Origin of the sequence: Citricoccus sp. (assembly GCF_032154715.1) — a bacterium.
Taxonomy (GTDB): domain Bacteria; phylum Actinomycetota; class Actinomycetes; order Actinomycetales; family Micrococcaceae; genus Citricoccus.
In genome coordinates this window covers 25153-48331 of sequence record NZ_JALDXU010000014.1, presented here as the reverse complement: position 1 = coordinate 48331, position 23179 = coordinate 25153, and the positions used below count along the sequence as shown (strand labels likewise).

Here is a 23179-nt window from a genome sequence, read left to right as displayed (position 1 = left end):
GCTCCCAGCCGTCCCGGCGCGCCTCCAGTTCGTCCTCGGAGACGAGGAGGTCCAGCGTGCGGGCGGCGATGTCCACGCGGATCCGGTCGCCGTCGCGCACGAAGGCGATCGGGCCGGCGTCGGACGCCTCCGGGGCCACATGGCCGATGCACAGGCCCGTGGTGCCACCCGAGAAGCGGCCGTCTGTCAGCAACAAGACGTCCTTGCCAAGGCCGGCGCCCTTGATGGCCCCGGTGATGGCCAGCATCTCGCGCATGCCCGGGCCGCCCTTGGGACCCTCGTACCGAATGACGACGACGTCACCCGCCTGCAGCTTGTTCGCCTCGAGGGCGTCCATGGCCTGGCGCTCTCGCTCGAAGACGCGGGCGGTGCCCTCGAAGACGTCGGCGTCGAAACCGGCCGACTTCACCACGGCGCCCTCGGGGGCCAGGGATCCCTTGAGGACGGCGAGGCCACCGTTGTGGTGCAGCGGGTTGTCCAGGGCACGCAGGACCTTCCCGTCCAGGTCCGGGGGCGTGATGTCCGCCAGGTTCTCGGCCACGGTCTTGCCCGTGACGGTCAGCGCGTCGCCATGGATGAGCCCGGCGTCCAGCAGCGCCTTCATGACCACGGGAACCCCGCCGACCTTGTCCACGTCCGTCATGACGTACTGGCCGAAGGGCTTGAGGTCGCCCAGGTGCGGGACCTTGTCACCGATGCGGTTGAAGTCATCGAGGGTGAGGTTGACGCCGGCCTCCCGGGCGATCGCGAGCAGGTGCAGCACCGCGTTGGAGGAACCGCCGAAGGCCATGGTCACGGCGATGGCGTTCTCGAAGGCCTTCATGGTCATGATGTCCCGCGACGTGATGCCCAGGCGCAGCAGGTTGACGACGGCCTCGCCGGACTTGCGGGAGAAGGCGTCGCGCCGGCGGTCAGCCGAGGGAGGGGCGGCGGAACCGGGCAGGGACATGCCCAGCGCCTCGCCGATGCAGGCCATGGTGTTGGCCGTGTACATGCCGCCACAGGCACCCTCGCCCGGGCAGATGGCCCGCTCAATGGTGTCCAGGTCCTTCTCGCTCATCAACCCGCGGGCGCACGCGCCCACCGCCTCGAAGGCGTCGATCAGGGTGACCTGCTTCTCGGTGCCGTCCTCCAGGGTGGCGTATCCCGGCATGGTGGAGCCGGCGTAGATGAACACGCTGGAGACGTCCAGACGAGCGGCGGCCATCAGCATGCCCGGCAGGGACTTGTCACAGCCGGCCAGCAGAACGGAGCCATCCAGGGCCTCGGCCTGCATCACGGTCTCCACGGAGTCGGCGATGACCTCACGGGATACGAGCGAGTAGTGCATGCCGTCGTGGCCCATGGAGATGCCGTCGGAGACGGAGATGGTGCCGAACTCGAGCGGGTAACCGCCACCGGCGTGGACGCCCTCCTTGGAGGCCTGTGCGAGGCGGTCCAGAGAGAGGTTGCACGGGGTGATCTCGTTCCAGGAGCTGGCGATGCCGATCTGGGGCTTGGCGAAGTCCTCGTCGCCCATGCCGACCGCACGGAGCATGCCGCGTGCGGGGGCGCGCTCCATTCCGTCGGTGACCGCGCGGGAGCGTGGCTTGATGTCCGGGGTGGAGGCGCCGGAGTCGCCTCCGCCCTCCGAACCGCCGGGAAGGGTGGTGTCTGCGGTGGGGGTGGTCATGGGCAACATCCTAGGACCGCCCGCCACGCTCGGCCCCCACGTGACACCACCCACCTCAAGCCCCGCGCAGGCCGGCCTCCCGGTCCGTAGACTGACCCCATGGACGGCGAAGACCTGAAGCACCTGCTCCGCGGGGTGTTCGACGCCCGCGTGTTCAACCACGGCGACTTCAATCTCGTCTACGCACAGCCCTCCGGCGCCGGCAATCCCTGGACGATCGGCTATCGCCGGCAGCCCCTCGAGCTACTGCTGTGCCCCGTCGATCTGGACACCCTTCCCGAGGTCCCGGACGACACGTCCATCGCGACGGTCGCCCTGGGCAACGTGGCCACTCTGGCCGACACTGGCACCGGCTACCAGGTCGAGACCGTGACCGGCTTCCGGACCTGGTTCGAGGTCTCCGGGGCTCCCCGGGTGCCACTGACGGAGAACCTCCGGATCCATCTCACCGCCCTGCGGACCGGCCCAGAGCAGGACGACAACGGCACTCTGGTCCTGGAGCAGGAGGAGGACGCCGAGGACTTCCATCAGTTCATGTCCCACTTCATGGACACCCTGGAGTCCTACTACGCCGAGCCCGGTGAGGCCCTCGGCGAGGGTGACCCTGACGAGGCCCCTGCCCCGGCCGCGCACGGCGACCGCCGCCCCTAGTGGCGAAGGCCACGTCTCTGCCGATTTCGCGTCCTCCGCGGTTCTCTGCTAAAGTTTTTCCTCGTTGCACGGACCGTTTACCGGTCCAGACAACAGGCACCTCTAGCTCAACTGGCAGAGCAATTGACTCTTAATCAATGGGTTCCGGGTTCGAGTCCCGGGGGGTGCACCCATCACCAGGGCCCCGGTCACAGGACCGGGGCCCTGGTGCATTCTGGCCTCTCCGCCACCAGCGACCGTCACCGGCACGAGTGCTCCCCCGGAGGCGCCGTCGGCATCGTTATGAGACGCGACACGCCCGGCGCACTGTCCGTTCATCTTCAGGTCTACCTCCCGTGTCCAAAGCGTGCGACGCTATCGGCTATCGACAGTCGCTGCGATGAGGGAAGATCGAGGTTCACCGGATCGTGAAGCATGGATGGGCACCGGCTGGTGCTGCAACGACGGCACTGGTTCTGCTGGCGGTCTCCGGAGGAGTAAGCACCTCGATGGCCCTTCCGTCACCGGGGACCGAGCCTGCCTCCACGGCCACCGACCGCGCCTCCACGGGGGCCGCAACGCATGCCACCGGCGGCCAGGAGGCGCAGCGAGGATCGACCTTCCTCCTTCCCGGTTCGCTGGCCCCACCAGCCGGCCCTTCCGACGACGGCTCCCCTGGGGACCCCGCCCCGGTCGTGGACGGCTCCTTCGCCACCGCCCGGAGCGCCTACCCCGGCGCCTTCGTCGTCCTCTCGGCATCCCAGCAGCAGACGCTGCAGGAGCGGACCGGGTCCGCCGACGCCGTCTCGGGCCACGTTCCGGCCTCGGCCCATCGCGGCGCGATCCCCGGCATCACGGTGGTGATGGACCATCCCGTGTCCGGGCCCGTCTCCCTCAGCTCGGCTTTCGGCTGGCGTGTCAACCCGACCGACATCGGTCCAGCCATGCAGTTCCACATCGGTCAGGACTACCCGGTGGCCTGTGGCACCCCGGTCCGGGCCTCCGCCGATGGCACCGTGCGCTTCGCCGCGGACCGGGGGACGTCCGGGCTGCGGATCGACCTCGACCACGGTGACGGCCTGGCCACCGCCTATCACCACAACTCGGTGCTCCTGGTCTCCGCCGGTGACCGCGTGACCCGGGGTGACGTGATCGCCCTGGCTGGAACGAGCGGCAACTCCACCGGTTGCCACGTCCATTTCGGCATCACCCTGGACGGCCGGTACCTGGATCCCTCCCTCGTGCTGCCGCCCGTGGCAGGCCAGCCGGCCTCCCTCTTCCCAGAGGACCTGGAACGCATCCGCAACGCCTCCCACGGGAATCCGACCACGGCCCCACCGACCAGCATCGCCTCCGGCCCGAAGGACTCCACCTCCGCTGGACGGGGCTCCGTTCCACCAGGACAGGACGGCCGGGCCCAGGAAGACCGGGGGCGCAGCAACCAGGCCGGAGCCGCGGGCGGCTCCGAGGTCCCTCGACTTGATGCCCCGCCGGCCAAGATCCCCCAACGGCCCGACACGTCCGCGCGCCCTCCGGCCACCGCCCAGCCGAAGCCCAGCCGGCCAACACCGTCCCAGCCGAAGCCCAGCCGGCCAACACCGTCGCAGCCGACCGCCCCGCCGGCGGCGCCGACACCCACGCGGACACCCACGCGGACACCCGCCGCCACTACCACCCCCGCTCCCACACCCACACCCACGGCTGTACCCACGCCGACTCCCATACCCACCCCGACCCCGACGACGACACCTTCGGCGCCCACACCGACACCGTCCACTCCGGCGACCACGCCGTCCACCGCCCCGCCCACCACTTCTCCCGCCACGCCGCCCGCAGAACCGGCGGCTCCCGAGGCGCTGGACGAGGCCGAGGCGGCACGCTGGTGTGTGGACCTCGGCCCGGACGACCTCCCCGGCGGCGAGCTGGACATCACCGCCGATACCGTGCTGACGGAGGTCATCGCCGTGCTGAGCGCGGCCGGCGAGCCCGAGGGAGTGGACGCACGGCACCTGGCGGAGGTGGACCCCAGCACCGTCTGGCTGGAATCCCTCCCCGCCTGCTCTGATGAGGACTTCCTCACGGCAGCCACGTCTGCCGCCTCGACTCCAGCGACACCTGGAGCAGCGACGACGCGGTAAGAACCCGGTGCCGACGGTGTACCGACTGCTCGCCGCGGACACGTCGCGCCTCGGGACAAGCCCTACAGTGGTGCGCATGACTGATCAGCAGCGACTCGCCCCGGGCGACACGGCCCCCGCCTTCAGCTTGACCGACCAGGAGGGCAACACCGTCTCCCTCGCCGACTACGCCGGTCAGCGGGTCATCGTGTACTTCTACCCCGCTGCCGCCACGCCCGGGTGCACCACCCAGGCCTGCGATTTCCGTGACAACCTCGCGGCGTTCGCGGCAGAGGGATTCGCCGTGGTGGGCATCTCCCCCGATGGCCCGGCCAAGCTGGCCACGTTCGCCGAGGCCGAGTCACTGGCCTTCCCACTGCTCTCTGACGAGGATCACGCCGTGGCAGCGGCCTACGGCGCCTGGGGAGAGAAGAAGAACTACGGCCGGACCTACGAGGGTCTGATCCGCTCCACGGTGGTGGTCGGCGCCGACGGCACCGTGGAACTGGCCCAGTACAACGTCCGGGCGACGGGACACGTGGCCAAGCTCCGCCGGGATCTCCACCTCATCTGAGGCGCATCGCCGCCCGGGTCCGACACAGATCCGCTTCCGCCACAGCGGGTATGATGGGCCGTTGTTCCCGTCAGCGGGGATCTGCGGGCGTGGCGGAATTGGCAGACGCGCTGGATTTAGGTTCCAGTGTCTTCGGACGTGGGGGTTCAAGTCCCCCCGCCCGCACCAGAAGTACCAGACCCTTTCACCTCAGTTTCAGGGAGGCCCGGACGCGTGGAGATCTCGCGCCGCACCGTCATCACGTCCCTGGCGGCGGCGTTCGTCTTGCCGATGACCGGGTGTGCGGCCCAGATCCGTAGCGAATCCAGCCCGGAGAGCTCCAGTCCGCCCCCGTCGACGCCCCCCGCCGCGGCCACGGTGCCCGTGACCATCGGCGTACCGGCCCGGCCGCAGTCGCTGGACCCGTCTCTCACCGTGGACGCCGAGTCCCACCGCAGCACGCGCCAGGTCCTGGAGACGCTCCTCGGGGTCGACCACAACACGGGTGCCCCGATCCCCCACCTCGCCAGCGACTGGACGGTCTCCGACGACGGCCTGCGCTACACCTTCTCCCTCACCCCGGATGTCGAATTCCATGACGGCACCGCGTTGACCGCCGACGTCGTCGCGGCCAACTTCGAGCGGTGGGCCCGGCTGCCCGATCTCCTGGGACAGGACCGCCTGGACCGGTTGCCCCGCCTGGCCTTTGCCTCCGTCTTCGGGGGCTACGCCGGAGACGAGCAGTGCCGCTACGTCGAGTGCCAGACGGTCGGTGAACGAACAGTGTCCCTGGTCCTGTCCGCACCGATCGTCTTCCTCGCCGCAGCGCTCACCTCCCCGCCGTTCGCCCTCAGCTCGCCCGACTCATGGGTCGAGTTCGACCGCGCCCTGGCGGACACTGAGCCCGGCGATCTCCCGGAGGCCCGACCATCCGGGACCGGCCCGTTCCTCTGGGGTGCAGCACCCTCGGGCGGAACCGGCGAACACCTGCTGGTGCTGGAAGCCGACCCGGACTACCGTGGCGGGCCCTCCGCCGTCGGACCGGTGACCCTGTCCATGATCACCGGCGTGCAGCAACGGCTCCGGGAGTTGCGCCGCGGTCGCCTCGATGCCTTCGACTACGTCTCCCCGTCCACCCTGCGCCCGCTGGTGCAGGGCGGCGCGCAGGTGCTCCAACGGGACCCCTTCTCCGTCCTGTACCTGGGGATGAACACCCAGCATCCGATCCTGGGTCAGCTGTATGTCCGCCAGGCCGTGGCACATGCCCTCGACCGGAGAGCCCTGGCCGAGGAGTATTTCCTGGCGGGGTCCTCACGGGCCGACGAGTTCGTCCCGCCGTCCCTGGGGGTGGCCCATCCGGAGTTGACGACCTACGGCTATGACGCCGAGAAGGCCCGAGAGCTGCTGGAATTGGCCGGATATCGCGGTGAGCCGCTGGAGTTCCTGTACCCGGTGGAGACATCACGGCCCTACCTGCCCTCCCCGGAACCGGTCTATGCCCGGATCGCCGAGGACTTGGCGCACGTCGGTTTCGTCCTGGAACCGGTTCCCGTCCGGTGGGAGGACGGCTATCTCGACCGCCTCACCGCGGACACGGGCCGGGCCTTCCATCTGTCCGGCCGCACCGGTGAATACCGCGATCCGCACCCTTTCCTCGAGCCGCTCTTCGGCAGCCACTCCACCGAATTCGGGTACTCGAACCCGTTCGTGGTCGAGACCCTGGCCGCGGCGGTGTCCACCAGGGATGCCGAGACCCGCACGAGGCTGTATCGGCGCGGTGCGGAATCGCTGGCGCTGGACCTGCCCGCCCTGCCCCTGGTGTATCCGATCTCCGCGGTCGCCTCTGGACACACACTGGTCTCCTATCCGACCTCACCGGTCCTGGACGAGCGTTTCGACCGGATCGTCCCGGTGGATCAGACCGGGCCGCGCCGGTAGTAAAGTCAAGGGCAGTCCCCTATCTGACACCCATCCGTAACCCTGGGAGAGAATCGTGAGCCAGCAGTCTGCCGCAACCACCTACGACGTTGTCCTGGTGGGGGGTGGCATCATGAGCGCCACGCTGGGGACCTTCCTGCAGCAGTTGCAGCCGGACTGGTCGATCGGCCTGTTCGAGAACCTCAACCAGGCCGGTCTCGAGTCCTCCGACCCGTGGAACAACGCCGGCACCGGCCACGCCGCACTCTGCGAATTGAACTACTCCCCGATGGGCCCGGATGGCACGGTTGATCCGACCAAGGCCTTGGCCATCAACGAGCAGTTCCAGGTCAGCCGCCAGTTCTGGTCCTACCTAGTCAACAAGGGCAAGCTCGGCGACCCGAAGACCTTCATCAACCCCCTGCCGCACATGAGCTTCGTGTGGGGCAACGACCACGCCGACTACCTCAAGACCCGCCATGAATCCCTCAGCGCCCACCCGCTGTTCGAGACCATGGAGTACACCGAGGACCCGGACACCATCCGCGACTGGGCCCCGCTGCTGATCGACGGCCGCCAGGGCGGCCAGCGGTTGGCCGCCTCCCGGCAGACCAACGGCACGGACGTGGACTTCGGCTCGTTGACCCGGCAACTGACCACCAACCTGGCCAACTCCGGCGTGGACGTGCGCTTCGGCCACAAGGTCACCTCCGTGGACCGCGGCACTGACGGCCGGTGGGAGCTCAAGGTCAAGAACAAGGCCGCCGGGGAGTCCTTCACCGCCCGGGCCCGCTTCGTCTTCCTGGGGGCCGGCGGCGGCGCCCTGAACCTGCTGCAGTCCTCCGGCATCCCCGAGGGCAAGGGCTTCGGCGGCTTCCCCGTCTCCGGCAAGTTCCTCAAATGCACTGACGAGTCGATCGTCAACCAGCACATGGCCAAGGTCTACGGCCAGGCGTCCGTCGGTGCCCCGCCGATGTCCGTCCCGCACCTGGACACCCGGTTCGTGGACGGACGCCGTTCGCTGCTGTTCGGCCCCTACGGCGGATTCTCCTCGAACTTCCTGAAGTCCGGTTCCTATCTGGACCTGCCGCTCTCGGTCCGGGCGCACAACCTGTTGCCCATGCTCAACGTCGCCAAGGACAACGTGGACCTGGTGAAGTACCTCGTCACCGAGGTCACGAAGAGCCAGACCAAGAAGGTCGACGCCCTCCAGGACTTCTACCCGCTCGCCAACGGCGGCGACTGGGAGATGATCACCGCCGGTCAGCGTGTGCAGGTCATGAAGAAGGACCCGAAGAAGGGCGGCGTGTTGCAATTCGGCACCGAGGTCGTCACGGCCGGCGACGGCTCGATCGGCGCCCTGCTCGGTGCCTCCCCGGGCGCATCGCAGGCGGCCCCGATCATGGTCGGGCTGCTGGAGAAGTGCTTCCCCGCCATGATGGAGGCCTGGAAGCCCAAGCTCCAGGAGATGATCCCTTCCCGCGGTCACCGGCTCAACGAGAACCGGTCCCTGATGGAAGAGGTCGAGCAGGCCACCAGCGCCGCGCTCAAGCTCGCCTGACCGGCCCCGCCCGGTCCGGCACACGGACCCGAAGATGTGAACCCTGCTGGGTCTTCTGCACCTCGAGCCGGTACCCGATGTCCTGCTTCATCCGGTCCACGTGACTGACGATGCCGATGGTCCGGCCTCCGGCCTGCAGCCCGTCCAGCACGTCCATGACGTCGGCCAGGGTGGCGGTGTCCAGGGAGCCGAAGCCCTCGTCCACGAACAGGGTGTCCATATCCACGCCGCCGGCCTCGGCCTGCACGGTGTCCGCCAGGCCCAAGGCCAGGGCCAGCGAAGCCATGAACGTCTCCCCGCCGGACAGCGTCGAGGCGGCCCGCTCGTCTTCGGTGTACCGGTCGAACACCGTGATGTCGAGCCCACGGATGCCGCGGCCCCGGACCGAGTCGTCGTGGCGCAGCTCGTACCGGCCCTGGGTCATGCCCAGGAGCCGTTCCGTGGCGGCTGCCACCACCTCCTCCAGGCGACCGGCCAGCACGTAACTGCCCAAAGTCATCTTGTAGGAGTTCTCCCCGGCACCGCGGACCAGCTTGAGAAGCCCGTCCGTCTCTTCGAGATCCGCCCGTTGTCCGGCGGAGCGCCCCGCGACCTCGGTCAGCACGCCGGCCTGCCGGACCGTCTGCCGGTGCAGTGACTCCAGCACACCCACCCGTTCGCCCGCGGCATCCCGATGCTGCGTGGCGGCGTCCACGGCAGCCTCGTGCTGTGCCACCTCTTCCCCCGGCGGCGGTTCGGTGCCGGCTCGGAGAAGCTCACGTCCGCGTTGCACCGAGTCACTGGCGGCCAACTCGGCCACGCGCGCCTCCTCGTGGTCCCAGTCCCGGACGGCAGCCGCCAGGCGGGCCTCCTCCTCGGCCGGCAACACGGCGGCGAGAACGTCCTCGACGGTGGCAAAGGGACTCGCTCCGAGCTCAGTGGTGAGGTGTTCGGCGGCCTGGAGGGTCAGGGACCGATGGGTGGCTTCGGCGGCCGCCGCCCCGACCACCGCGTCCACGAGTTGCTTGGCGGCCTCCAGTTCCCGACGCACCTCAGCCAGGTCGGTCCGACCGCCCAGGGCCTCTTCCACCACCCGGCGGAGGCGATCGAGGTCCTCGTCCGCCGCAGTCAGCCGGGTCTGCGCCGCGGCGAGGCCGGCACGGGCCGTCTCGGCGGCCTGGGCCTGGGCCAGCTGGTCCCGTTCGTTCTGCTGCACAGCGGCCCGCGTCTCCTCAAGATCCCGGACGGCTTGTTGGGCGGCAGACACCGCATCCCGGGCCTGGCCCAGGGCCACCTCGGCGTCGTGCGGGGACAGACCGGCGGAGGCCAGCCGGCTGGATTCAGCGGTGCGGCGTGCCTCGTCCACGGCGGTCTCCGCGCGCCGCCGACGTGCTATGGCCTCGTCCATGTCCTGACGCGCCCGGCCCTGTGCCTCGGCGGAGATCTCGGCGTCGCCCGGCACCGCCGGAAACGGATGATCCACGGATCCGCACACCTGGCACGCCACGCCGTCCTCCAGGGCAGCCGCCAGCAGTGAGGCGGCCCCGGCCAACCGCCGTTCGACGATGTCCTGCCAGGCGTCCACGGCCGACTGAGCCTGGTCGGTGGCCGTCCGCACGGCGTCCTCGGCGGCCGCCCGGGCGTGGTGGTCCCGCTCATGGGCCCGGGCCGCCTCCCTCCGGGCGGTGGCCTGTTCGAGCTGCAGCCGGGCGGGGTCCAGACCCGCGGCCGGACTGGCCAGCTCCTCGAGGCGCTGGTGCAGGCTACGCTGCGCCGCCACCAGCATGTCCCGTTCGGCTTCGGCCGCGGCGGCGGTACGGGTCGAGACCTCGATGGAGTCGGCCAGCCGGGCGCGTTCCGCCTCGGCCCGGGTCAGGGCTGCGGCGTCCCGCTCGCGGTCGGCCAGCCGGTCGAGGTCCCGTTCGGCCCGTTGGCGCAGGTCGTCAAAGCGGGAGGACAGGTCCCGAGACTCCTCGTCCCCGGTCCTGGCTCCGGACCCGGCACCGTCCCACGTGAGGCAGTGTTCATCCGCCCACGCCCGTTCCAGGGCACGGTCCAGGGCGGCACGATGCTCGCGGTGGGCGTCCTCGGCCGCCCGGGCCTCCGCGGCCCGGCGGTTCACGGGCGCGGCCTCCCGGTGCCGTTCGACGGCAGACCGAGCGGAGACCGTGCGGTCCCGCTTCTCCTCGAGGCGGTGGGTCCGGTCCGCCCAGGCCTGTGCGGACTGCAGGTCCTGCCGGGTCCGGCTCACCGCGTCCAGGGCCCGCTGAGCACGGGACGCCTCCACCACGGCGTCCTGGCGTGCGGCCCGGGAGGACTCGAGCGCGGCGGCCACGGCAGCGGTCGACTGGGACGCGAACTCGGCGTCCGGCCACCCCTCTGGATCTGCGTCCGAGCCCCACCAGCCCTCCCCCAGTCCGTCGTGCAGCGAGTACAGGAGGTCCTGGCGGGCCGTGGCCACGAGATCCCGGTCCCGCCGCACGGCCTGTTCCAGTGCCTGCTGCCGTGCGGCCAGAGACGTCGCGACCCCGTCGTACCGGCCCGTGCCGAAGAGCTTGCGGAGCAGCGTCTCCTTCTCCTGGGAGCCGGCCCTCAGGAACGCCGCGAACTCCCCCTGCGGCAGCAGCACGACGCGCATGAACTGCTCGGCGTCCAAGTAGAGCTCCTGGCGCAGCAGCTGGCCGATCTCGTCCGCTCGCACGGAGACCTCGGCCCACACACCGTCCCGGAGTTCACGGAGCACCGCGCCGGCCTTCTCCTCGGTCAGGCTGATGCCGGATTCGCCCTGACGGCGGCGTTTGGCCGGCCGCCGGTACTTCGGCCATCGCAGTATCTCGAAGTTCCGGGCGCCGATGGTGAAGTCCAGCAGGACTTCGGGCCGGGTGCCCATCGGCGACTGGGTGCTGGCCAGTCCCTCGGCACTCCGGCCACCGGGGACCGTTCCATAGAGTGCGAAGCAGATCCCGGCCAGCACGGTGGACTTGCCGGCACCGGTGGGGCCGTCCAGCAGGAACAATCCGGCCTCATTGAGTTCAGAGAAGTCGATGTTCTCCCGTTCCGCGAAGGGTCCGAACGCCTGCAACTCGAGCCGATGGATCCTCATGCGGCACGTCCCTCGTCATCGAGCTCGGCCCGGCTCTCCGCCAGCGCGGTCGTCAGCAACGCCGTCTCGGCTGCCGACGCCGGACGCTGGCGCACATGCTCCACGAATCCGGTGCACACCTCGAGGTCCGAGGTCGCGGCGGCCAGCCGGGCGGCGTAGGTCGACCTCACCGCGGCCGCGCCGGCGTCGGGATCGAGGACGAAGTTCAACAGCCCGTCGAAGCGCTCCTTGAGCCGGCGGTAGGCCTGCGGGGGGCGCACCGGGTCCGTGACGGTGATCTGGCACCAGCGGTCCTCCGCCCACGCATGGTCCGGGTTGTCCATCAGGTCCTCGATCCGTCCTCGCAGAACGGCAAGCTTCCTCCCGGCGGACCAGTCGACGGTCTCGACGCCCGTCACCGCGCCCCCAGCCGTCCGCACGAGCAGCCCGCCCTTGGTGTGGTGGGCCTCGGAGAACGAGTACGGCAGGGGCGATCCCGAGTACCGCACCGTCTCCGCCATCCGCTGGCGGCCATGCAGGTGGCCCAGCGCCGCATAGTCGACTCCCTCGAAGACGGAGACTGGGACCTGTCCGAGGGTGCCCACCAGCAACTCCTCCGATGAGCAGTCCGCCTGCCCCGCCTGGCCCCCTGGAGTGTCCGCCCCGATGTCCCGCTCACTGTCCGACCCGGCACCGCCGGCGGCGAAGAGGTGTGCCATGGTGATCACCGCCGTCTCCTGCTCCTGACCGGCGAACCGCGCCCCGGCGTCCTCCCGGATCCTCCGCACCGCCTCGGCTGTCACCGCCGTATGGTTCGGATCTACCTCCCACACCTGGCCGGCGTGCCGGGGTTCGAGGTAGGGCACCCCGTAGACGGCGACCCGGCCGCCGTCGGGATCCTCCAGCACCACCGGCGCGGTGACCTCGTCCATCCGAGTGCGGAAGTGCACCCCGGAGGCGCCCATGAGGCGGCCGCCGAAGCCCAGCCGGATGGCGGAATCGTGGTTTCCGCTGGTCAGCACCACGGCGGCTCCGGCCGTCACCAGCTCCGCGAGGGCCCCGTCGAGGACCTCCACGGCATCAGCGGCGGGCAGGGCACGGTCATACACGTCCCCGGCCACGAGGACCAGGTCCACGCCCCGGTCCCGAACCGTGTCAGTCATCTGGACGAGGACCTCTCGTTGTGCCTGAAGGAGGCCGGTTCCGTGGAATGACCGGCCCAGATGCCAGTCAGAGGTGTGCAGGATCAACATGAACCCCACGCTATCCGTCACCGGGGACGCTCGAGGGACTTCTCCACAACCGTTCTCCACAACCATGGTCCTGCCGAGGTGGTCCTGCGATGCCTTCGGCAGTGCCTACGATGGAGGTCATGAGCGAATCCGCCGCGCCGTCCTCCCCCTCCTATCCCTCACGGGTGCTGGGCCTGCTGTCCGGCGGTGCCGCCGGAGACGCCCTGGGCTACACCGTCGAGTCCTCCTCGCTGGCGCAGATCCGCGCCGAGCATGGCGACGGCGGGCTGACACACCCCCTCCAGGTCCCTGCCATCCGCGCGGGCGGGACGATCCCCGTCAGCGACGACACGAAGATGACGCTCTTCGTCCTCGACGGCCTGCTCGACTGGATCGAGTGGGCCAACGAGGGCTCCATGGCCGATCCCGCCGCGTGCGTGTGGCTCTCCTGCCTGCGCTGGTACCGCACCCAGACCGGCACCCTCCCGGACGGTGCCCCCGAGCCACCCACCCGCTGGCTCGAGGAACGCCCGGAGATGCACGTGCGCCGGGCCCCCGGCAACGCCTGCCTGTCCGGCCTGTCCTCGCGTGACATGGGCCTGCCCCACCAGCCGCGGAACCCCGAGTCGAACGGCTGCGGGACCATCGTGCGCTCGGCCCCCTACGGCATGGTCCCCGGCCTCGAGGACACCATGGTGGTGTCCCTCGCCCGGCGGGGCGCCGTCTTGACCCACGGCCACCCGGCCTCCTGGACCTCTGCCGCCGCGTTCGGCCTGATGATCTCCCGGCTCATGGCCGGGCACGGGATTGACGCCTCCGTCACCGCCGCACTGGAGTGGCTGGATACCGTGCCCGACGACGGCGGCACGGCCGCGGCGGTCCGCGCGGCGGTCACTCTGGCTGGGTCTGGTGATCCTGAGGGGGGCGGCAGGTCCGGCGCACCGGGCGGTCCAGGTTCTGTGCCGGCCGAATTGGGCGAGGGCCGGGTGGCCGAGGAGGCCTTGGCCATCGCGGTCTACGCCGTGCTGGTGACGGGCGGTGCGGCCGATGCCGCGCGGGCTGCGGGACCCGATGGTCGCGACCCGGCGGAGCACCCGGACGCCGAGGCGTTGGCGCCCGTCGACTTCAGCGCGGCGCCGCATTCGCGCGCGGCCCTGCACCTGGCCGTCAACCACGGCGGCGATTCCGGTTCGACCGCGTCCCTGGCCGGCCAGCTCCTGGGGGCCCGCTACGGGATGGCCATCTTCCCCGACGCCGCCGTGCCAGTCTGGATCGGCGAGCGGGACATCATGGCCGAGGCCGCTCGCCGGTGGGTCGCCGCGACCAGCTGATCCGGAACCGGCCTCAGAGGCCGACGCTGATGTACTTCGTCTCCAGAAACTCGTCGATACCGCTGAAGCCGCCCTCACGGCCCACCCCGGACTCCTTCACCCCGCCGAACGGGGCCGCCGGGTTGGAGACCACCCCGCGGTTGAGGCCGACCATCCCCGTCTCCAGGGCGTGGCTGACGCGGAAGCCGCGCGCCAGATCCGTGGTGTAGAGGTACGAGACCAGCCCGTAGGGGGTGTCGTTGGCGATCGCAACGGCCTCCTCCTCCGTCTCGAACTCCGAGAGCGCGGCCACGGGCCCGAAGATCTCGGCGCTGCACATCTCAGCGTCCGCCGGCACCCCGGTGAGCACCGTGGCCGGATAGTAGTGACCCGGCCGGTCCACGGCCTGGCCACCCAGCCGCACCTCGGCCCCGCGCCCGACGGCGTCGCGCACGAGGTCGGTGACCTTGTCCACGGCCCCGGCGTTGATGAGCGGCCCCACGACCACACCGTCCTCCACGCCGCGCCCCAGCGGCAGTTCGGCCATGCGCCGGGTGAGCCGATCGGCGAAGTCCGCTGCCACCGGGCGCTGCACCAGGATGCGGTTGGCGGCGGTACAGGCCTGGCCGATGTTGCGCATCTTGGCCTGCATCGCCCCCTCCACGGCGGCGTCCAGGTCGGCATCCTCGAAGACCAGGAACGGGGCGTTGCCGCCCAGTTCCATCGAGGTGCGCATCACGGTCTTCGCGGCGAGCTCGAGCAGGCCTTTGCCCACCTCGGTGGAGCCGGTGAAGGACAGCTTGCGGGACCGCGGATCGAGGATCAGGGGGGTCATCACGTCGTTGCTGCGCTTCGTGGTGACCACGTTGACGACTCCGTCCGGTACCCCGGCGCGGACGAGGATCTCGGCCAGGGCCAGGATGGACAGCGGCGTGTGGGAGGCGGGCTTGATGACGCAGGTGCACCCGGCGGCGAGCGCCGGCCCGATCTTGCGGGTCCCCATGGCCAGGGGGAAGTTCCACGGCGTGATGAGGAGGCAGGGCCCCACGGGCTCGCGGGCCACCAGGAAGCGGGAGTCACCGGCGGGGGCGGTCATGTAGCCGCCGTCGATCCGCACCGCCTCCTCGGCGAACCAGCGGAAGAACTCGGCCGCGTAGGCCACCTCACCGCGGGCCTCGGCCAGGGGCTTGCCCATCTCCAAGGTCATGACCAAGGCCAGCCGGTCGGTCTCCTCGACCATGAGCCGGTGGGCCCGGCTCAGGATCTCACTGCGCTGCCGTGGAGGGGTCGCCGCCCAGTCGGCCTGGGCCGCGGCAGCGGCATCCAGGGCGGTGGCGGCCTCCTCCGGGCTGGCATCGGCCACCTCGGTCAGGACCTCTCCCGTGGACGGGTCCTGCACGGGCATGGTCCGGGCGGTGGTCCGCCACCGGCCGCCGGCGAACAGGCCGGTCGGCACGGAGGCGATGGCCTCTGCCTCGGTGGCTGAAGAGGGGGTTGACTGGCGCATGGGCTGCCTCCGCGTCGTGGATCCTTGCCGGTCAGCCCATCGTAGAAGTACTGTCAACACCCAACCGCAGCCACCGAACCAGCATCCATCCCTCGACCGGAGGCTCATCTATGACGGCGTTGTCACCCCATCTCAAGCAGGCCAGTCCCGTGGTCGTGGACCATGCCCGCGGAAGTTGCCTCTACGACCGTGACGGGCGCCGGTTCCTCGACTTCACCGCCGGCATCGGCGTGGTCAGCACGGGCCACTGCCATCCGCGCGTGGTGGCAGCCGCCCAGGAGCAGGTGGGCTCGCTCATCCATGGCCAGTACACGACCGTCATGCACCGGCCCCTGCTCGAGCTGACGGAGAAGCTGGCCGAGGTGCTGCCGGAGCATCTGGACTCGCTGTTCTTCGCGAACTCCGGCAGCGAGGCCGTGGAGGCGGCGCTGCGACTGGTCCGCCAGGCCACCGCACGGCCGAACGTCATCGTGTTCCATGGCGGTTTCCATGGCCGCACGGTGGCCGCCTCGACCATGACCACCTCTGGCACCCGGTTCTCCGCCGGGTTCAGTCCCCTGATGTCCGGCGTGCACGTGGCCCCCTTCCCCACCGCCTACCGCTACGGCTGGAGCGAGGAGGAGGCCACGGCCTTCGCCCTGCGAGAGCTGGACTACCTCTTCGCCACCGTGACGTCCCCGCAGGAGACGGCGGCGTTCATCGTGGAGCCGGTCCTCGGCGAGGGAGGCTACATCCCCGGGAACACCGCCTTCTTCGCGGGGCTGCGCGAGCGGGCGGACCGGCACGGCATCCTGCTGGTGATGGACGAGATCCAGACCGGGTTCGGCCGCACCGGACGATACTTCGGGCACCAGCACTTCGACGTGTCCCCGGACATCATCACCTTCGCCAAGGGCATCGCCTCCGGCTTCCCGCTGTCCGGGATCGCCGCCACCGAAGAGGTGATGGCCCGGGCCTGGCCGGGGTCCCAAGGGGGCACCTACGGTGCCAACGCCGTGTCCTGTGCGGCCGCCGTCGCGACTCTGCAGGTGATCGAGGACGAGGGGCTTGTGGGCCACGCCGCGGCGCGCGGCACCCAATTGCTCGACGGCGCCCGGTCGGCGGCCGCGGCCGGCTCCCCCGGTGCCCACGGGATCGGCGACGTCCGCGGGCTCGGGCTCATGGTGGGCAGTGAGTTCACCACCGCCGAGGGCACCCCCGACGCGGACCGGGCCAAGGCCGCCCTGACCGTGGCAGCGGAGAAGGGCCTGCTGATGCTGACCTGTGGCGCCTACATGAACGTGGTCCGGATGATCCCCCCGCTCGTGGTCACCGCGGAGGAGATCGACGAGGGGCTGGGCCTGTGGGCCGAGGTCCTCGCGGAGATCTAGGCAGAACAGACCACCAGATGCCTCGCCACCTCACCCTCACGCTCGCCACCCGCCAGGTCTCCTGCCGCGTCCAGCTGCTCGACGACCTCGCCCCGGCGACGTGTGCGGCCGTCTGGGACGCCCTCCCGCTGGCCGGGGACGCCTATCACGCCAAGTTCGCCCGCAACGAGGTGTACGCCCTGCTGCCCCGCATCACGGCGGCACCCCGACGGGAGAACCCCACGGTCACACCGATCCCCGGGGACGTGTGCCTGTTCGACTTCGAGCCCTGGGAGATCGGCCATCCCGCCTACGGCTACGAGCCCGGCACCACCGCCCACCCGGCCGGCTCTCAGGGCGGCGCCACGGACCTGGCCCTGTTCTACGACCGGAACAACCTGCTCCTCAACGGCGACGTCGGCTGGGTGCCGGGCAACGTCTTCGGCACGGTCGTGGCCGGGCTCGCGGCCATGGCCGTGGCCTGCAACGACCTGTGGCGCAACGGCTTCGCCGGGGAACGGCTGGTGTTCGAGCGGGAGTAGGGGCTACTGCTCCAGCAGCCACTCCACGAATCGCGCGACGGCCAGCACCAGGTCATCGGAGTGCCGCGGACCCACGATCTGCAACCCCACGGGCAGACCGGCGGCGGTGGTGCCCACGGGGATGCTGATGGCCGGCTGCTGGGTGAGGTTGAACGGGAAGCTGAACGTCGCCCACTGCGGCCAACGCGCCAGCCCGCTGCCGGGCGGGACCTCGTGCCCGGCCTCGAACGCCGGGATCCCCACAGCGGGGGTGAGCAGCACGTTGTGCTCCTCGTGGAAGGAGCCCATCGTGATCCCGGCCTGCGCGGCGACGTCCCGGGCCCGGAGGTACTCGACCGCGCTGATCCGCTCCCCCTGATCCCACACCCGCCCCAGGCCCGGATCGACCGTGTCTCGCGTGCCGGGCGAGGTCTTCGCCATCGTGTCCAGCAGGGTGGCTGCCCCGCTGGCCCACAACACCTCGAAGGCCTCGATCGGGTCGGTGAAGCCGGGATCGGCCTCGGTGACAGGCAGGCCCGCCTCGTCGATCCGCCGCACCACCGCGTCCACGACGGCCGCGACCTCGCCGTCCACGTCCGCATAGCCGAGGTCACGCGAGTAGGCCACGGGCAGTCCCGCCACCTCACGGTTGAATTCCCCGCGGAAGGTCCGTTGCGGCGGCGCCAGCGAGGTGGGATCCCGCGGATCCGGCAACGCCAGGATGTCCATCATCAGGGCCGCGTCCTCCACCGTGCGCGTCATCGGCCCGGCGTGGGCCAGCGGACCGAAGGGGCTGGCCGGGTAGAGCGGGATTCGCCCATGGGTGGGCTTGAAGCCCACGATGCCGCAGAAGGAGGCCGGGATGCGGACGCTGCCGCCGCCGTCGGTCCCCACGGAGCACGGCCCCAGGCCGGCCGCCACCGCGGCCGCAGAACCCCCGGAGGAGCCGCCGGCGGTCAACCGCGGGTCGGCCGGGTTGCGGGTGATGCCCGTCAGCGGACTGTCCGTGACCGCCTTCCAGGCGAGCTCCGGCGTCGTGGTCTTCCCGAGGAAGACCATACCGTCCGCGCGGAGCCGGGCCGCGACGGGCGAGTCCACCGTCCACGGCTGGTCCGGGTCGATGGACCTCGAACCACGCAGGGTGGGCCAGCCGTCCGTGAGGAAGATGTCCTTGATGGAGACGGGCACGCCGTCCAGGAGCCCCTGGGGATGGTCACTGAGCCACCGCGCCTCGGACGCGCGGGCCTGGTCCAGGGCGCGGTCACCGTCCACGAGGCAGTAGGCCCGGAGCTCGCCGTCCGCCGTCCCGATGCGGTCCAGGATCGCGGTGGTGGCCTCGACGGGTGAGAGTTCCCTGCTGCCGTAGGCGGCCACGAGTTCGACGGCGGTCATCTGGGTGGGGTCCATCTGCAGCTCCCGGTCGGTGACATGGTGTTCGGTGACATCGTGCGGACGGCATCGCGGACGCTCCGGCTCGCGGCCCTCGTCCCCGCATTATGGGCGTTTGATCTGCGCGGATGGAAGGGCCCACGCGTCGTGACCGGCCCATGGTCGCGGGGACGGTGACACCCCTATGATTCAGCCCATCATCAACTCGGCAGATCGACGCGAAAGAGAGCGCGGCCGCGGTGGACCTGTCAGACATCGATTTCGACGGCCCCGTGACCCAGCGCGGCATCGGCGTGATCGCTCCTTTCGACCTGGCCCTGGAGCGGGAGCTGTGGCGGTGGACGCCGATGGACGTCAGCCTCCACCTCGCCCGCACGCCCTTCGAGCCGGTCCCGGTCAGCCTGAAGATGGCCGAGCTCGTCTCCGAGAAGCGGCACGTGCAGTCGGCCACCCGGGACGTGCTCGGCGTGGATCCGGAGGTGGTGGCCTACCTCTGCACCTCCGGCAGCTTCATCCACGGGCTCGAGTACGAGGCCGAACTCCGCCGGTCCATCCTGGAGGCCGGCGCTCCCGATGCCGTCACCACCTCCGGCGCCCTGGCGGAGGCCGTACGGGTCCTGGGTCTACGGCGGATCTCGGTGATCACGCCCTATGACGCCGATCTGACGGACCGTCTGGTCGCCTTCCTCGGGGAAGGGGACGTGACTGTACCACGGCGCCATTATCTCGGCCTGGGCGGCGGTATCTGGCGGGTCAACTACCGCACCGTGGCCGAGCTCATCCTCGCGGCGGACACCCCCGATTCCGAGGCCGTCTTCGTCTCCTGCACCAACCTGCCCACCTACGACATCATCGAACCGCTGGAACGCCGGCTCGGCAAGCCCGTCCTGACCGCGAACCAGCTGACCGTCTGGGCCTGCCTCGGCCGCATGGGCCTGCCGATGGTCGGCCCGGGGCGCTGGCTGGCCGACGTCTTCCGAGAGGACTTCCCCTCATGACCACCATCGGCATCATCTATCCGGACCATGCGGCCGAGGACGAGTACCCGACGGCGGCGGACCGGCTCGGCGTGCGCCTGCCGGTCGTGCACATCTACGGCACCGATCTCCACGCGGTTCCCGAACTCCTCGATCTGGGCAGCCCGGAGAAGCTCGCGGAGGGGGTCGGGCGGCTGCTCGCGACCGTGGCAGGAGGATCTGCCGTGGCCGCCGGGGCCGCCGCGCACTCCGCGGAGACAGTGGGCGCGGTGGTGTGGGCCTGCACCTCCGGCAGCTTCGTCTACGGCTATGCGGGCGTGCGCCAGCAGGCCGACCAGCTGGCCGAGGCGGCCGGGGTGCCGGCGGCGAGTACATCACAGTCGTTCGTGGCCGCCGCGTCCTCTCTCGGTGTGAGGCGAGTGGCCGTGGCGGCCAGCTATCCCGAGGAGGTGGCGGTGCTCTTCACCGACTTCCTGGCGGCCTCGGGGATCGACGTGGTGGCCCGCGGCAGTGCCGGGATCGACACGGCGGCGGAGGTGGGTTCCCTGGAGAGCGCCCGGGTGATGGACCTGGCCCTCCAGAACGACCATCCGGCCGCCGAGGCCTTGCTCATCCCGGACACGGCCATGCACACGCTGGAGGTGCTGCCCGCGATCGAGGCCCGGCTGGGCAAGCCGGTGTTCACGGCCAACCAGGTCACGATCTGGCACGGTCTCCGGCTGGCCGGCTCGTCGGTGGTCTCGGACCGGCTGGGCGCGTTGTTCACCCGGGTGTAGCGGTGCCGGCGGCGCTGCGTCTGCGGCCGTCGCCGCTAGGGAATGGTGATCTGACGACCGGCGAGCGCCTCCAGGTTGGCGCTGGCGAAACCCCAGGCACTGCGCCGCGGGCTCACCCTGGCACCAGTCCATTCCGCGAGCATGTAGCCCACCTTGCCCTGCATCTCCTCCCGCAGGCGGCGGAACGAGTCCTCAGGCTCCGTGCCCACCTGGCCCTGCAGCAACCACCAGGCCCAGGCCGCCGCACCGGCGTTGGCCACGAAATCCGGGATCACCGGAATCCCGCGCACGGCCAGGCGTTCCTCCGCGTCCGGCGTCGTGGGTGAGTTCGCGGCCTCGACCACCGCCCGCGCCGCGATGTCGGCCACGGATCCGGCCCCCAGCGCATAGGAGACCGCGGCCGGGACGAGGATGTCCGAGGGCGCCGCGAGCACCGCCTCGCGCGGCAGGAGCTCGACGCCGGACGGTACCGTCGCCCGGTCGATCTCGCCGTAGTGGTCGCGGGCGGCCAGCAGGGCCGGGATATCCAGACCGCGGGGACAGAACAGGGTGCCGGCGGCGTCGGCGATCGCGGTCACGGGGACGCCCGCCTCGTGCAGGTACCACGCGGCTCCGCCGCCCATGGTGCCGATACCCTGGATGGCCACCGTGGTCCGCGAGGGCTCCCAACCGAGGGCCGCCGCCGTCCCCAGACAGGCCTGAGCCACCCCATAGCCACCGATCACGTCCCCCAGCGGCAGGCCGTCCCGGTCCACCGTGTCGAGTCCTGCGCGGACGCGGTCCAGTGTGGCAGCCGGGTCCGGCGAGCGCCGGATGGCGGCGTGGAAGGACTGGTCCAGTCCCAACCGGGCGAAGACGGCGTCGAGGTCCGACTGGGAGACGCCGAGGTCTTCGGCCGTGACCCAGGAATTCTCGAGCCAAGGCCGCATGTGCGCGAAGAACCGCTCCAGGACCCCCAGCGCGTCCGGGTCCCGCGGATCGCAGTCGATACCGGCCTTGGCCCCGCCGACGGGCAGGCCGAACGCAGCGGTCTTGGTGGCCATGCAGCGGGCCAGGTCGGCGACCTCGTCCCGGGTGCAGCCGGCTCGCATGCGGGTGCCGCCCGTGGCCATGCCCCCGACCAGGGTGTGCACCACGAGCCAGCCCTGGGAGCCGGTGACCGGATCCGTCCACACGAGCTCATGCTGCGGTGGACGGTCGAAGGGGTCCGGCCGCGTGAACGGCTCGCGCGCCGGATTCCGGGGCAGGGTCTCTGGCCGGGTGCCACGCGCCGGCCCACTGGTGCTGTCGTGCGTTCGGTTGCCATCAGGGTTCTGGATCAGGGTCATGCCCGCCACCTCCATCGAGTTCATAGTTGGTCCCGCAGCGATTCACCCTCCGGCGTGTGCTCCGGTGCGTGCTTCGGTGCAGGTTCGGTGTCCGCCGGCTCAGCTCCGGCTCGTACTCCCAGCGTGGAGGGGGTCGCCGCTGGCGTCTATCGCCGGTTCCTGCACGATGCCGTGCACCGGGACTGCAAGGTCTCCCCTGTGCTGGCGGCCCGCCCCTAAGCTGACCTGCATGGAGTTGTCGTTGCGTCGGCTGAGGATGCTGCGCGAGTTGCACCTGCGTGGCACCGTCACCGCCGTGGCGGCTGCCCTGCACTACAGTCCGTCCGGCGTCTCCCAGCAGTTGGCCCAGCTGGAGCGCGACGTCGGCGCCCGGCTCGTGGAGCGGCATGGCCGCCGGCTGCTGCTCACCGACCTGGGGCTCGTCCTCGCAGAGCATGCCGAGCAGATTCTCGGCTCGGTCGACCGGGCGACGATGGCCCTGGAGCAGGCTCAGAATGGGGTGATGGCCCGCCTCACCGCGGGTGTCTGGGCGTCCGTGGCCTCCAGTCTCGTGCCGCAGGCCCTGTCCAGTCTGGCGGTGAGGTATCCCGGGATCGAGGTCCGCACCGTTGAGCTGGATCCTGAGCAGACGGCGGGTGCGGTCAAGGACGGCACCCTGGATTTCTCCTTCGTGATCGACTACTCGGTGACCCCGGTGACCTGGGACCCCCAGCTGACCCGGACGGTCATCGCCGTGGAGCGGCTCCACGCCGCCGTGCCCACCGGGATGATCCCCTCCGAGACGGTGCGCCTGGCCCAGCTGGCCGACTATCCGTGGATCCTGGCCCGGGAGAGTGACCACTTCGGCCATGCGGTCCGCATCGCCTGCCACCAGAAGGGCTTCGACCCGAGGATCGTCCACACCGTCGCCGAACAGCCCACCGCGCTGGCCATGGCCGCCGGTGGGCTCGGGGTGACGCTGGTGTCCGATCTCGCGCTGGAGCTGATCCCGGACGGAGTGGACATCATCGCCCTGGAGGAACCCGTGATGAGGACGGTCTCCATCGCGTATCGGGCCACCCCCACACGTCGGCCATCGCTCGAGCTCGTCATCGACGCGATCCGCACGGCCGCCGCAGAGAAGGGGTTGGCCATCGGTTCAGCCCCGGCCGCGTCGGTGTCCGCTCCGGCGTCCAACCCACTCCAGAACCCTTCATCCTGAGCCTTGATCCCTGAGTCCTGAGCCTTGATTGCCGCTGTACTCCACAGCATGCGTTTCTCGCGCAACCCTCCACATTTC

General features: G+C 70.6%; 17 protein-coding genes and 2 tRNA genes. 13 read left to right on the top strand and 6 right to left on the bottom strand.

The window, feature by feature from the left end:
* On the bottom strand, nucleotides 1-1561 hold a 1561-nt coding region (gene ilvD, locus RUH65_RS04360), incomplete at its 3' end, for a dihydroxy-acid dehydratase (RefSeq protein ID WP_313815983.1).
* A 210-nt stretch (nucleotides 1562-1771) separates the two neighbouring features.
* Between ilvD and RUH65_RS04355 the strand changes: the two genes are divergently transcribed.
* The 7 genes from RUH65_RS04355 (at nucleotide 1772) to RUH65_RS04325 (ending at nucleotide 8450) form a co-directional block, all read left to right on the top strand.
* Complete coding sequence (locus RUH65_RS04355) at nucleotides 1772-2323, top strand: hypothetical protein (RefSeq protein ID WP_313815981.1); 552 nt, start codon at nucleotides 1772-1774, stop codon at nucleotides 2321-2323.
* Between the two features lie 96 nt (nucleotides 2324-2419).
* Nucleotides 2420-2492: transfer RNA gene (locus RUH65_RS04350), tRNA-Lys, on the top strand.
* A 319-nt stretch (nucleotides 2493-2811) separates the two neighbouring features.
* Nucleotides 2812-4440 carry a peptidoglycan DD-metalloendopeptidase family protein gene (locus RUH65_RS04345; RefSeq protein WP_313815980.1) on the top strand — a complete coding sequence of 543 codons (1629 nt, stop codon included), beginning with the start codon at nucleotides 2812-2814 and terminating at the stop codon, nucleotides 4438-4440.
* Between the two features lie 76 nt (nucleotides 4441-4516).
* Nucleotides 4517-4993: a thioredoxin-dependent thiol peroxidase gene (gene bcp / locus RUH65_RS04340; protein WP_313815979.1), complete on the top strand. Its 477-nt coding sequence runs from the start codon at nucleotides 4517-4519 to the stop codon at nucleotides 4991-4993.
* 83 nt (nucleotides 4994-5076) lie between these two features.
* Nucleotides 5077-5161 (top strand) — tRNA-Leu (locus RUH65_RS04335).
* A gap of 45 nt (nucleotides 5162-5206) precedes the next feature.
* A complete protein-coding gene (locus RUH65_RS04330) occupies nucleotides 5207-6910 on the top strand; it encodes an ABC transporter substrate-binding protein (protein WP_313815977.1) in 1704 nt (567 codons plus the stop codon).
* 55 nt (nucleotides 6911-6965) lie between these two features.
* Nucleotides 6966-8450 (top strand): malate:quinone oxidoreductase, encoded by a 1485-nt coding sequence (locus RUH65_RS04325; protein WP_313815976.1) that lies wholly within the window; start codon nucleotides 6966-6968, stop codon nucleotides 8448-8450.
* Here RUH65_RS04325 and RUH65_RS04320 read toward each other — a convergent pair.
* Together RUH65_RS04320 and RUH65_RS04315 are read right to left on the bottom strand one after the other, a co-directional pair.
* Nucleotides 8437-11532 (bottom strand): SMC family ATPase, encoded by a 3096-nt coding sequence (locus RUH65_RS04320; protein WP_313815975.1) that lies wholly within the window; start codon nucleotides 11530-11532, stop codon nucleotides 8437-8439. The genes RUH65_RS04325 and RUH65_RS04320 overlap by 14 nt on opposite strands.
* The gene (locus tag RUH65_RS04315; RefSeq protein WP_313815973.1) at nucleotides 11529-12764 is read right to left on the bottom strand and encodes an exonuclease SbcCD subunit D; all 1236 of its coding nucleotides are present in this window, start codon (nucleotides 12762-12764) and stop codon (nucleotides 11529-11531) included. The genes RUH65_RS04320 and RUH65_RS04315 overlap by 4 nt, the downstream gene beginning before the upstream one ends.
* Before the next feature lie 119 nt (nucleotides 12765-12883).
* Between RUH65_RS04315 and RUH65_RS04310 the strand changes: the two genes are divergently transcribed.
* Nucleotides 12884-14074, top strand: a complete 1191-nt coding sequence (locus tag RUH65_RS04310; protein ID WP_313815971.1) for an ADP-ribosylglycohydrolase family protein — start codon at nucleotides 12884-12886, stop codon at nucleotides 14072-14074.
* Nucleotides 14075-14087: 13 nt separating this feature from the next.
* Here RUH65_RS04310 and RUH65_RS04305 read toward each other — a convergent pair whose 3' ends face one another.
* On the bottom strand, nucleotides 14088-15560 hold the full coding sequence (locus RUH65_RS04305) for an NAD-dependent succinate-semialdehyde dehydrogenase (protein WP_313815970.1): 1473 nt from the start codon (nucleotides 15558-15560) through the stop codon (nucleotides 14088-14090).
* Between the two features lie 110 nt (nucleotides 15561-15670).
* On the opposite strand from RUH65_RS04305, the gene RUH65_RS04300 reads away from it, so the two are divergent.
* Together RUH65_RS04300 and RUH65_RS04295 are read left to right on the top strand one after the other, a co-directional pair.
* Nucleotides 15671-16930: an aminotransferase class III-fold pyridoxal phosphate-dependent enzyme gene (locus RUH65_RS04300; RefSeq protein WP_313815969.1), complete on the top strand. Its 1260-nt coding sequence runs from the start codon at nucleotides 15671-15673 to the stop codon at nucleotides 16928-16930.
* 17 nt (nucleotides 16931-16947) lie between these two features.
* Nucleotides 16948-17451 carry a DUF3830 family protein gene (locus RUH65_RS04295; protein WP_313815968.1) on the top strand — a complete coding sequence of 168 codons (504 nt, stop codon included), beginning with the start codon at nucleotides 16948-16950 and terminating at the stop codon, nucleotides 17449-17451.
* A gap of 3 nt (nucleotides 17452-17454) precedes the next feature.
* On the opposite strand, the gene RUH65_RS04290 is transcribed toward RUH65_RS04295, so the two are convergent.
* Complete coding sequence (locus tag RUH65_RS04290) at nucleotides 17455-18837, bottom strand: amidase (RefSeq protein ID WP_313815967.1); 1383 nt, start codon at nucleotides 18835-18837, stop codon at nucleotides 17455-17457.
* 221 nt (nucleotides 18838-19058) lie between these two features.
* On the opposite strand from RUH65_RS04290, the gene RUH65_RS04285 reads away from it, so the two are divergent.
* Together RUH65_RS04285 and RUH65_RS04280 are read left to right on the top strand one after the other, a co-directional pair.
* Nucleotides 19059-19817, top strand: coding sequence for an Asp/Glu/hydantoin racemase (locus RUH65_RS04285; RefSeq protein ID WP_313815965.1), 759 nt, complete (start codon nucleotides 19059-19061; stop codon nucleotides 19815-19817).
* Entirely contained in the window at nucleotides 19814-20572 is a 759-nt protein-coding gene (locus RUH65_RS04280; protein WP_313815964.1) for a maleate cis-trans isomerase, read from the top strand. Before RUH65_RS04285 ends, RUH65_RS04280 begins: the two co-directional genes overlap by 4 nt.
* Nucleotides 20573-20607: 35 nt before the next feature.
* Here the strand turns inward: RUH65_RS04280 and RUH65_RS04275 are convergent, their stop codons facing one another.
* The gene (locus tag RUH65_RS04275; RefSeq protein ID WP_313815963.1) at nucleotides 20608-21900 is read right to left on the bottom strand and encodes a Glu/Leu/Phe/Val dehydrogenase dimerization domain-containing protein; all 1293 of its coding nucleotides are present in this window, start codon (nucleotides 21898-21900) and stop codon (nucleotides 20608-20610) included.
* 229 nt (nucleotides 21901-22129) lie between these two features.
* Here RUH65_RS04275 and RUH65_RS04270 point away from each other — a divergent pair, with 229 nt between their 5' ends.
* The gene (locus tag RUH65_RS04270; RefSeq protein WP_313815962.1) at nucleotides 22130-23101 is read left to right on the top strand and encodes a LysR family transcriptional regulator; all 972 of its coding nucleotides are present in this window, start codon (nucleotides 22130-22132) and stop codon (nucleotides 23099-23101) included.
* The last annotated feature ends 78 nt before the right edge of the window (nucleotides 23102-23179 follow it).

Excerpts from the sequence above, each read along its gene's own strand:
- RUH65_RS04355 (WP_313815981.1), top strand. The coding sequence starts at position 1,772 with ATGGACGGCGAAGACCTGAAGCACCTGCTCCGCGGGGTGTTCGACGCC.
- RUH65_RS04345 (WP_313815980.1), top strand. The coding sequence starts at position 2,812 with ATGGCCCTTCCGTCACCGGGGACCGAGCCTGCCTCCACGGCCACCGAC.
- bcp (WP_313815979.1), top strand. The coding sequence starts at position 4,517 with ATGACTGATCAGCAGCGACTCGCCCCGGGCGACACGGCCCCCGCCTTC.
- RUH65_RS04320 (WP_313815975.1), bottom strand. The coding sequence starts at position 11,532 with ATGAGGATCCATCGGCTCGAGTTGCAGGCGTTCGGACCCTTCGCGGAA.
- RUH65_RS04315 (WP_313815973.1), bottom strand. The coding sequence starts at position 12,764 with ATGTTGATCCTGCACACCTCTGACTGGCATCTGGGCCGGTCATTCCAC.
- RUH65_RS04310 (WP_313815971.1), top strand. The coding sequence starts at position 12,884 with ATGAGCGAATCCGCCGCGCCGTCCTCCCCCTCCTATCCCTCACGGGTG.
- RUH65_RS04305 (WP_313815970.1), bottom strand. The coding sequence starts at position 15,560 with ATGCGCCAGTCAACCCCCTCTTCAGCCACCGAGGCAGAGGCCATCGCC.
- RUH65_RS04300 (WP_313815969.1), top strand. The coding sequence starts at position 15,671 with ATGACGGCGTTGTCACCCCATCTCAAGCAGGCCAGTCCCGTGGTCGTG.
- RUH65_RS04295 (WP_313815968.1), top strand. The coding sequence starts at position 16,948 with ATGCCTCGCCACCTCACCCTCACGCTCGCCACCCGCCAGGTCTCCTGC.
- RUH65_RS04290 (WP_313815967.1), bottom strand. The coding sequence starts at position 18,837 with ATGGACCCCACCCAGATGACCGCCGTCGAACTCGTGGCCGCCTACGGC.
- RUH65_RS04280 (WP_313815964.1), top strand. The coding sequence starts at position 19,814 with ATGACCACCATCGGCATCATCTATCCGGACCATGCGGCCGAGGACGAG.
- RUH65_RS04275 (WP_313815963.1), bottom strand. The coding sequence starts at position 21,900 with ATGACCCTGATCCAGAACCCTGATGGCAACCGAACGCACGACAGCACC.
- RUH65_RS04270 (WP_313815962.1), top strand. The coding sequence starts at position 22,130 with ATGGAGTTGTCGTTGCGTCGGCTGAGGATGCTGCGCGAGTTGCACCTG.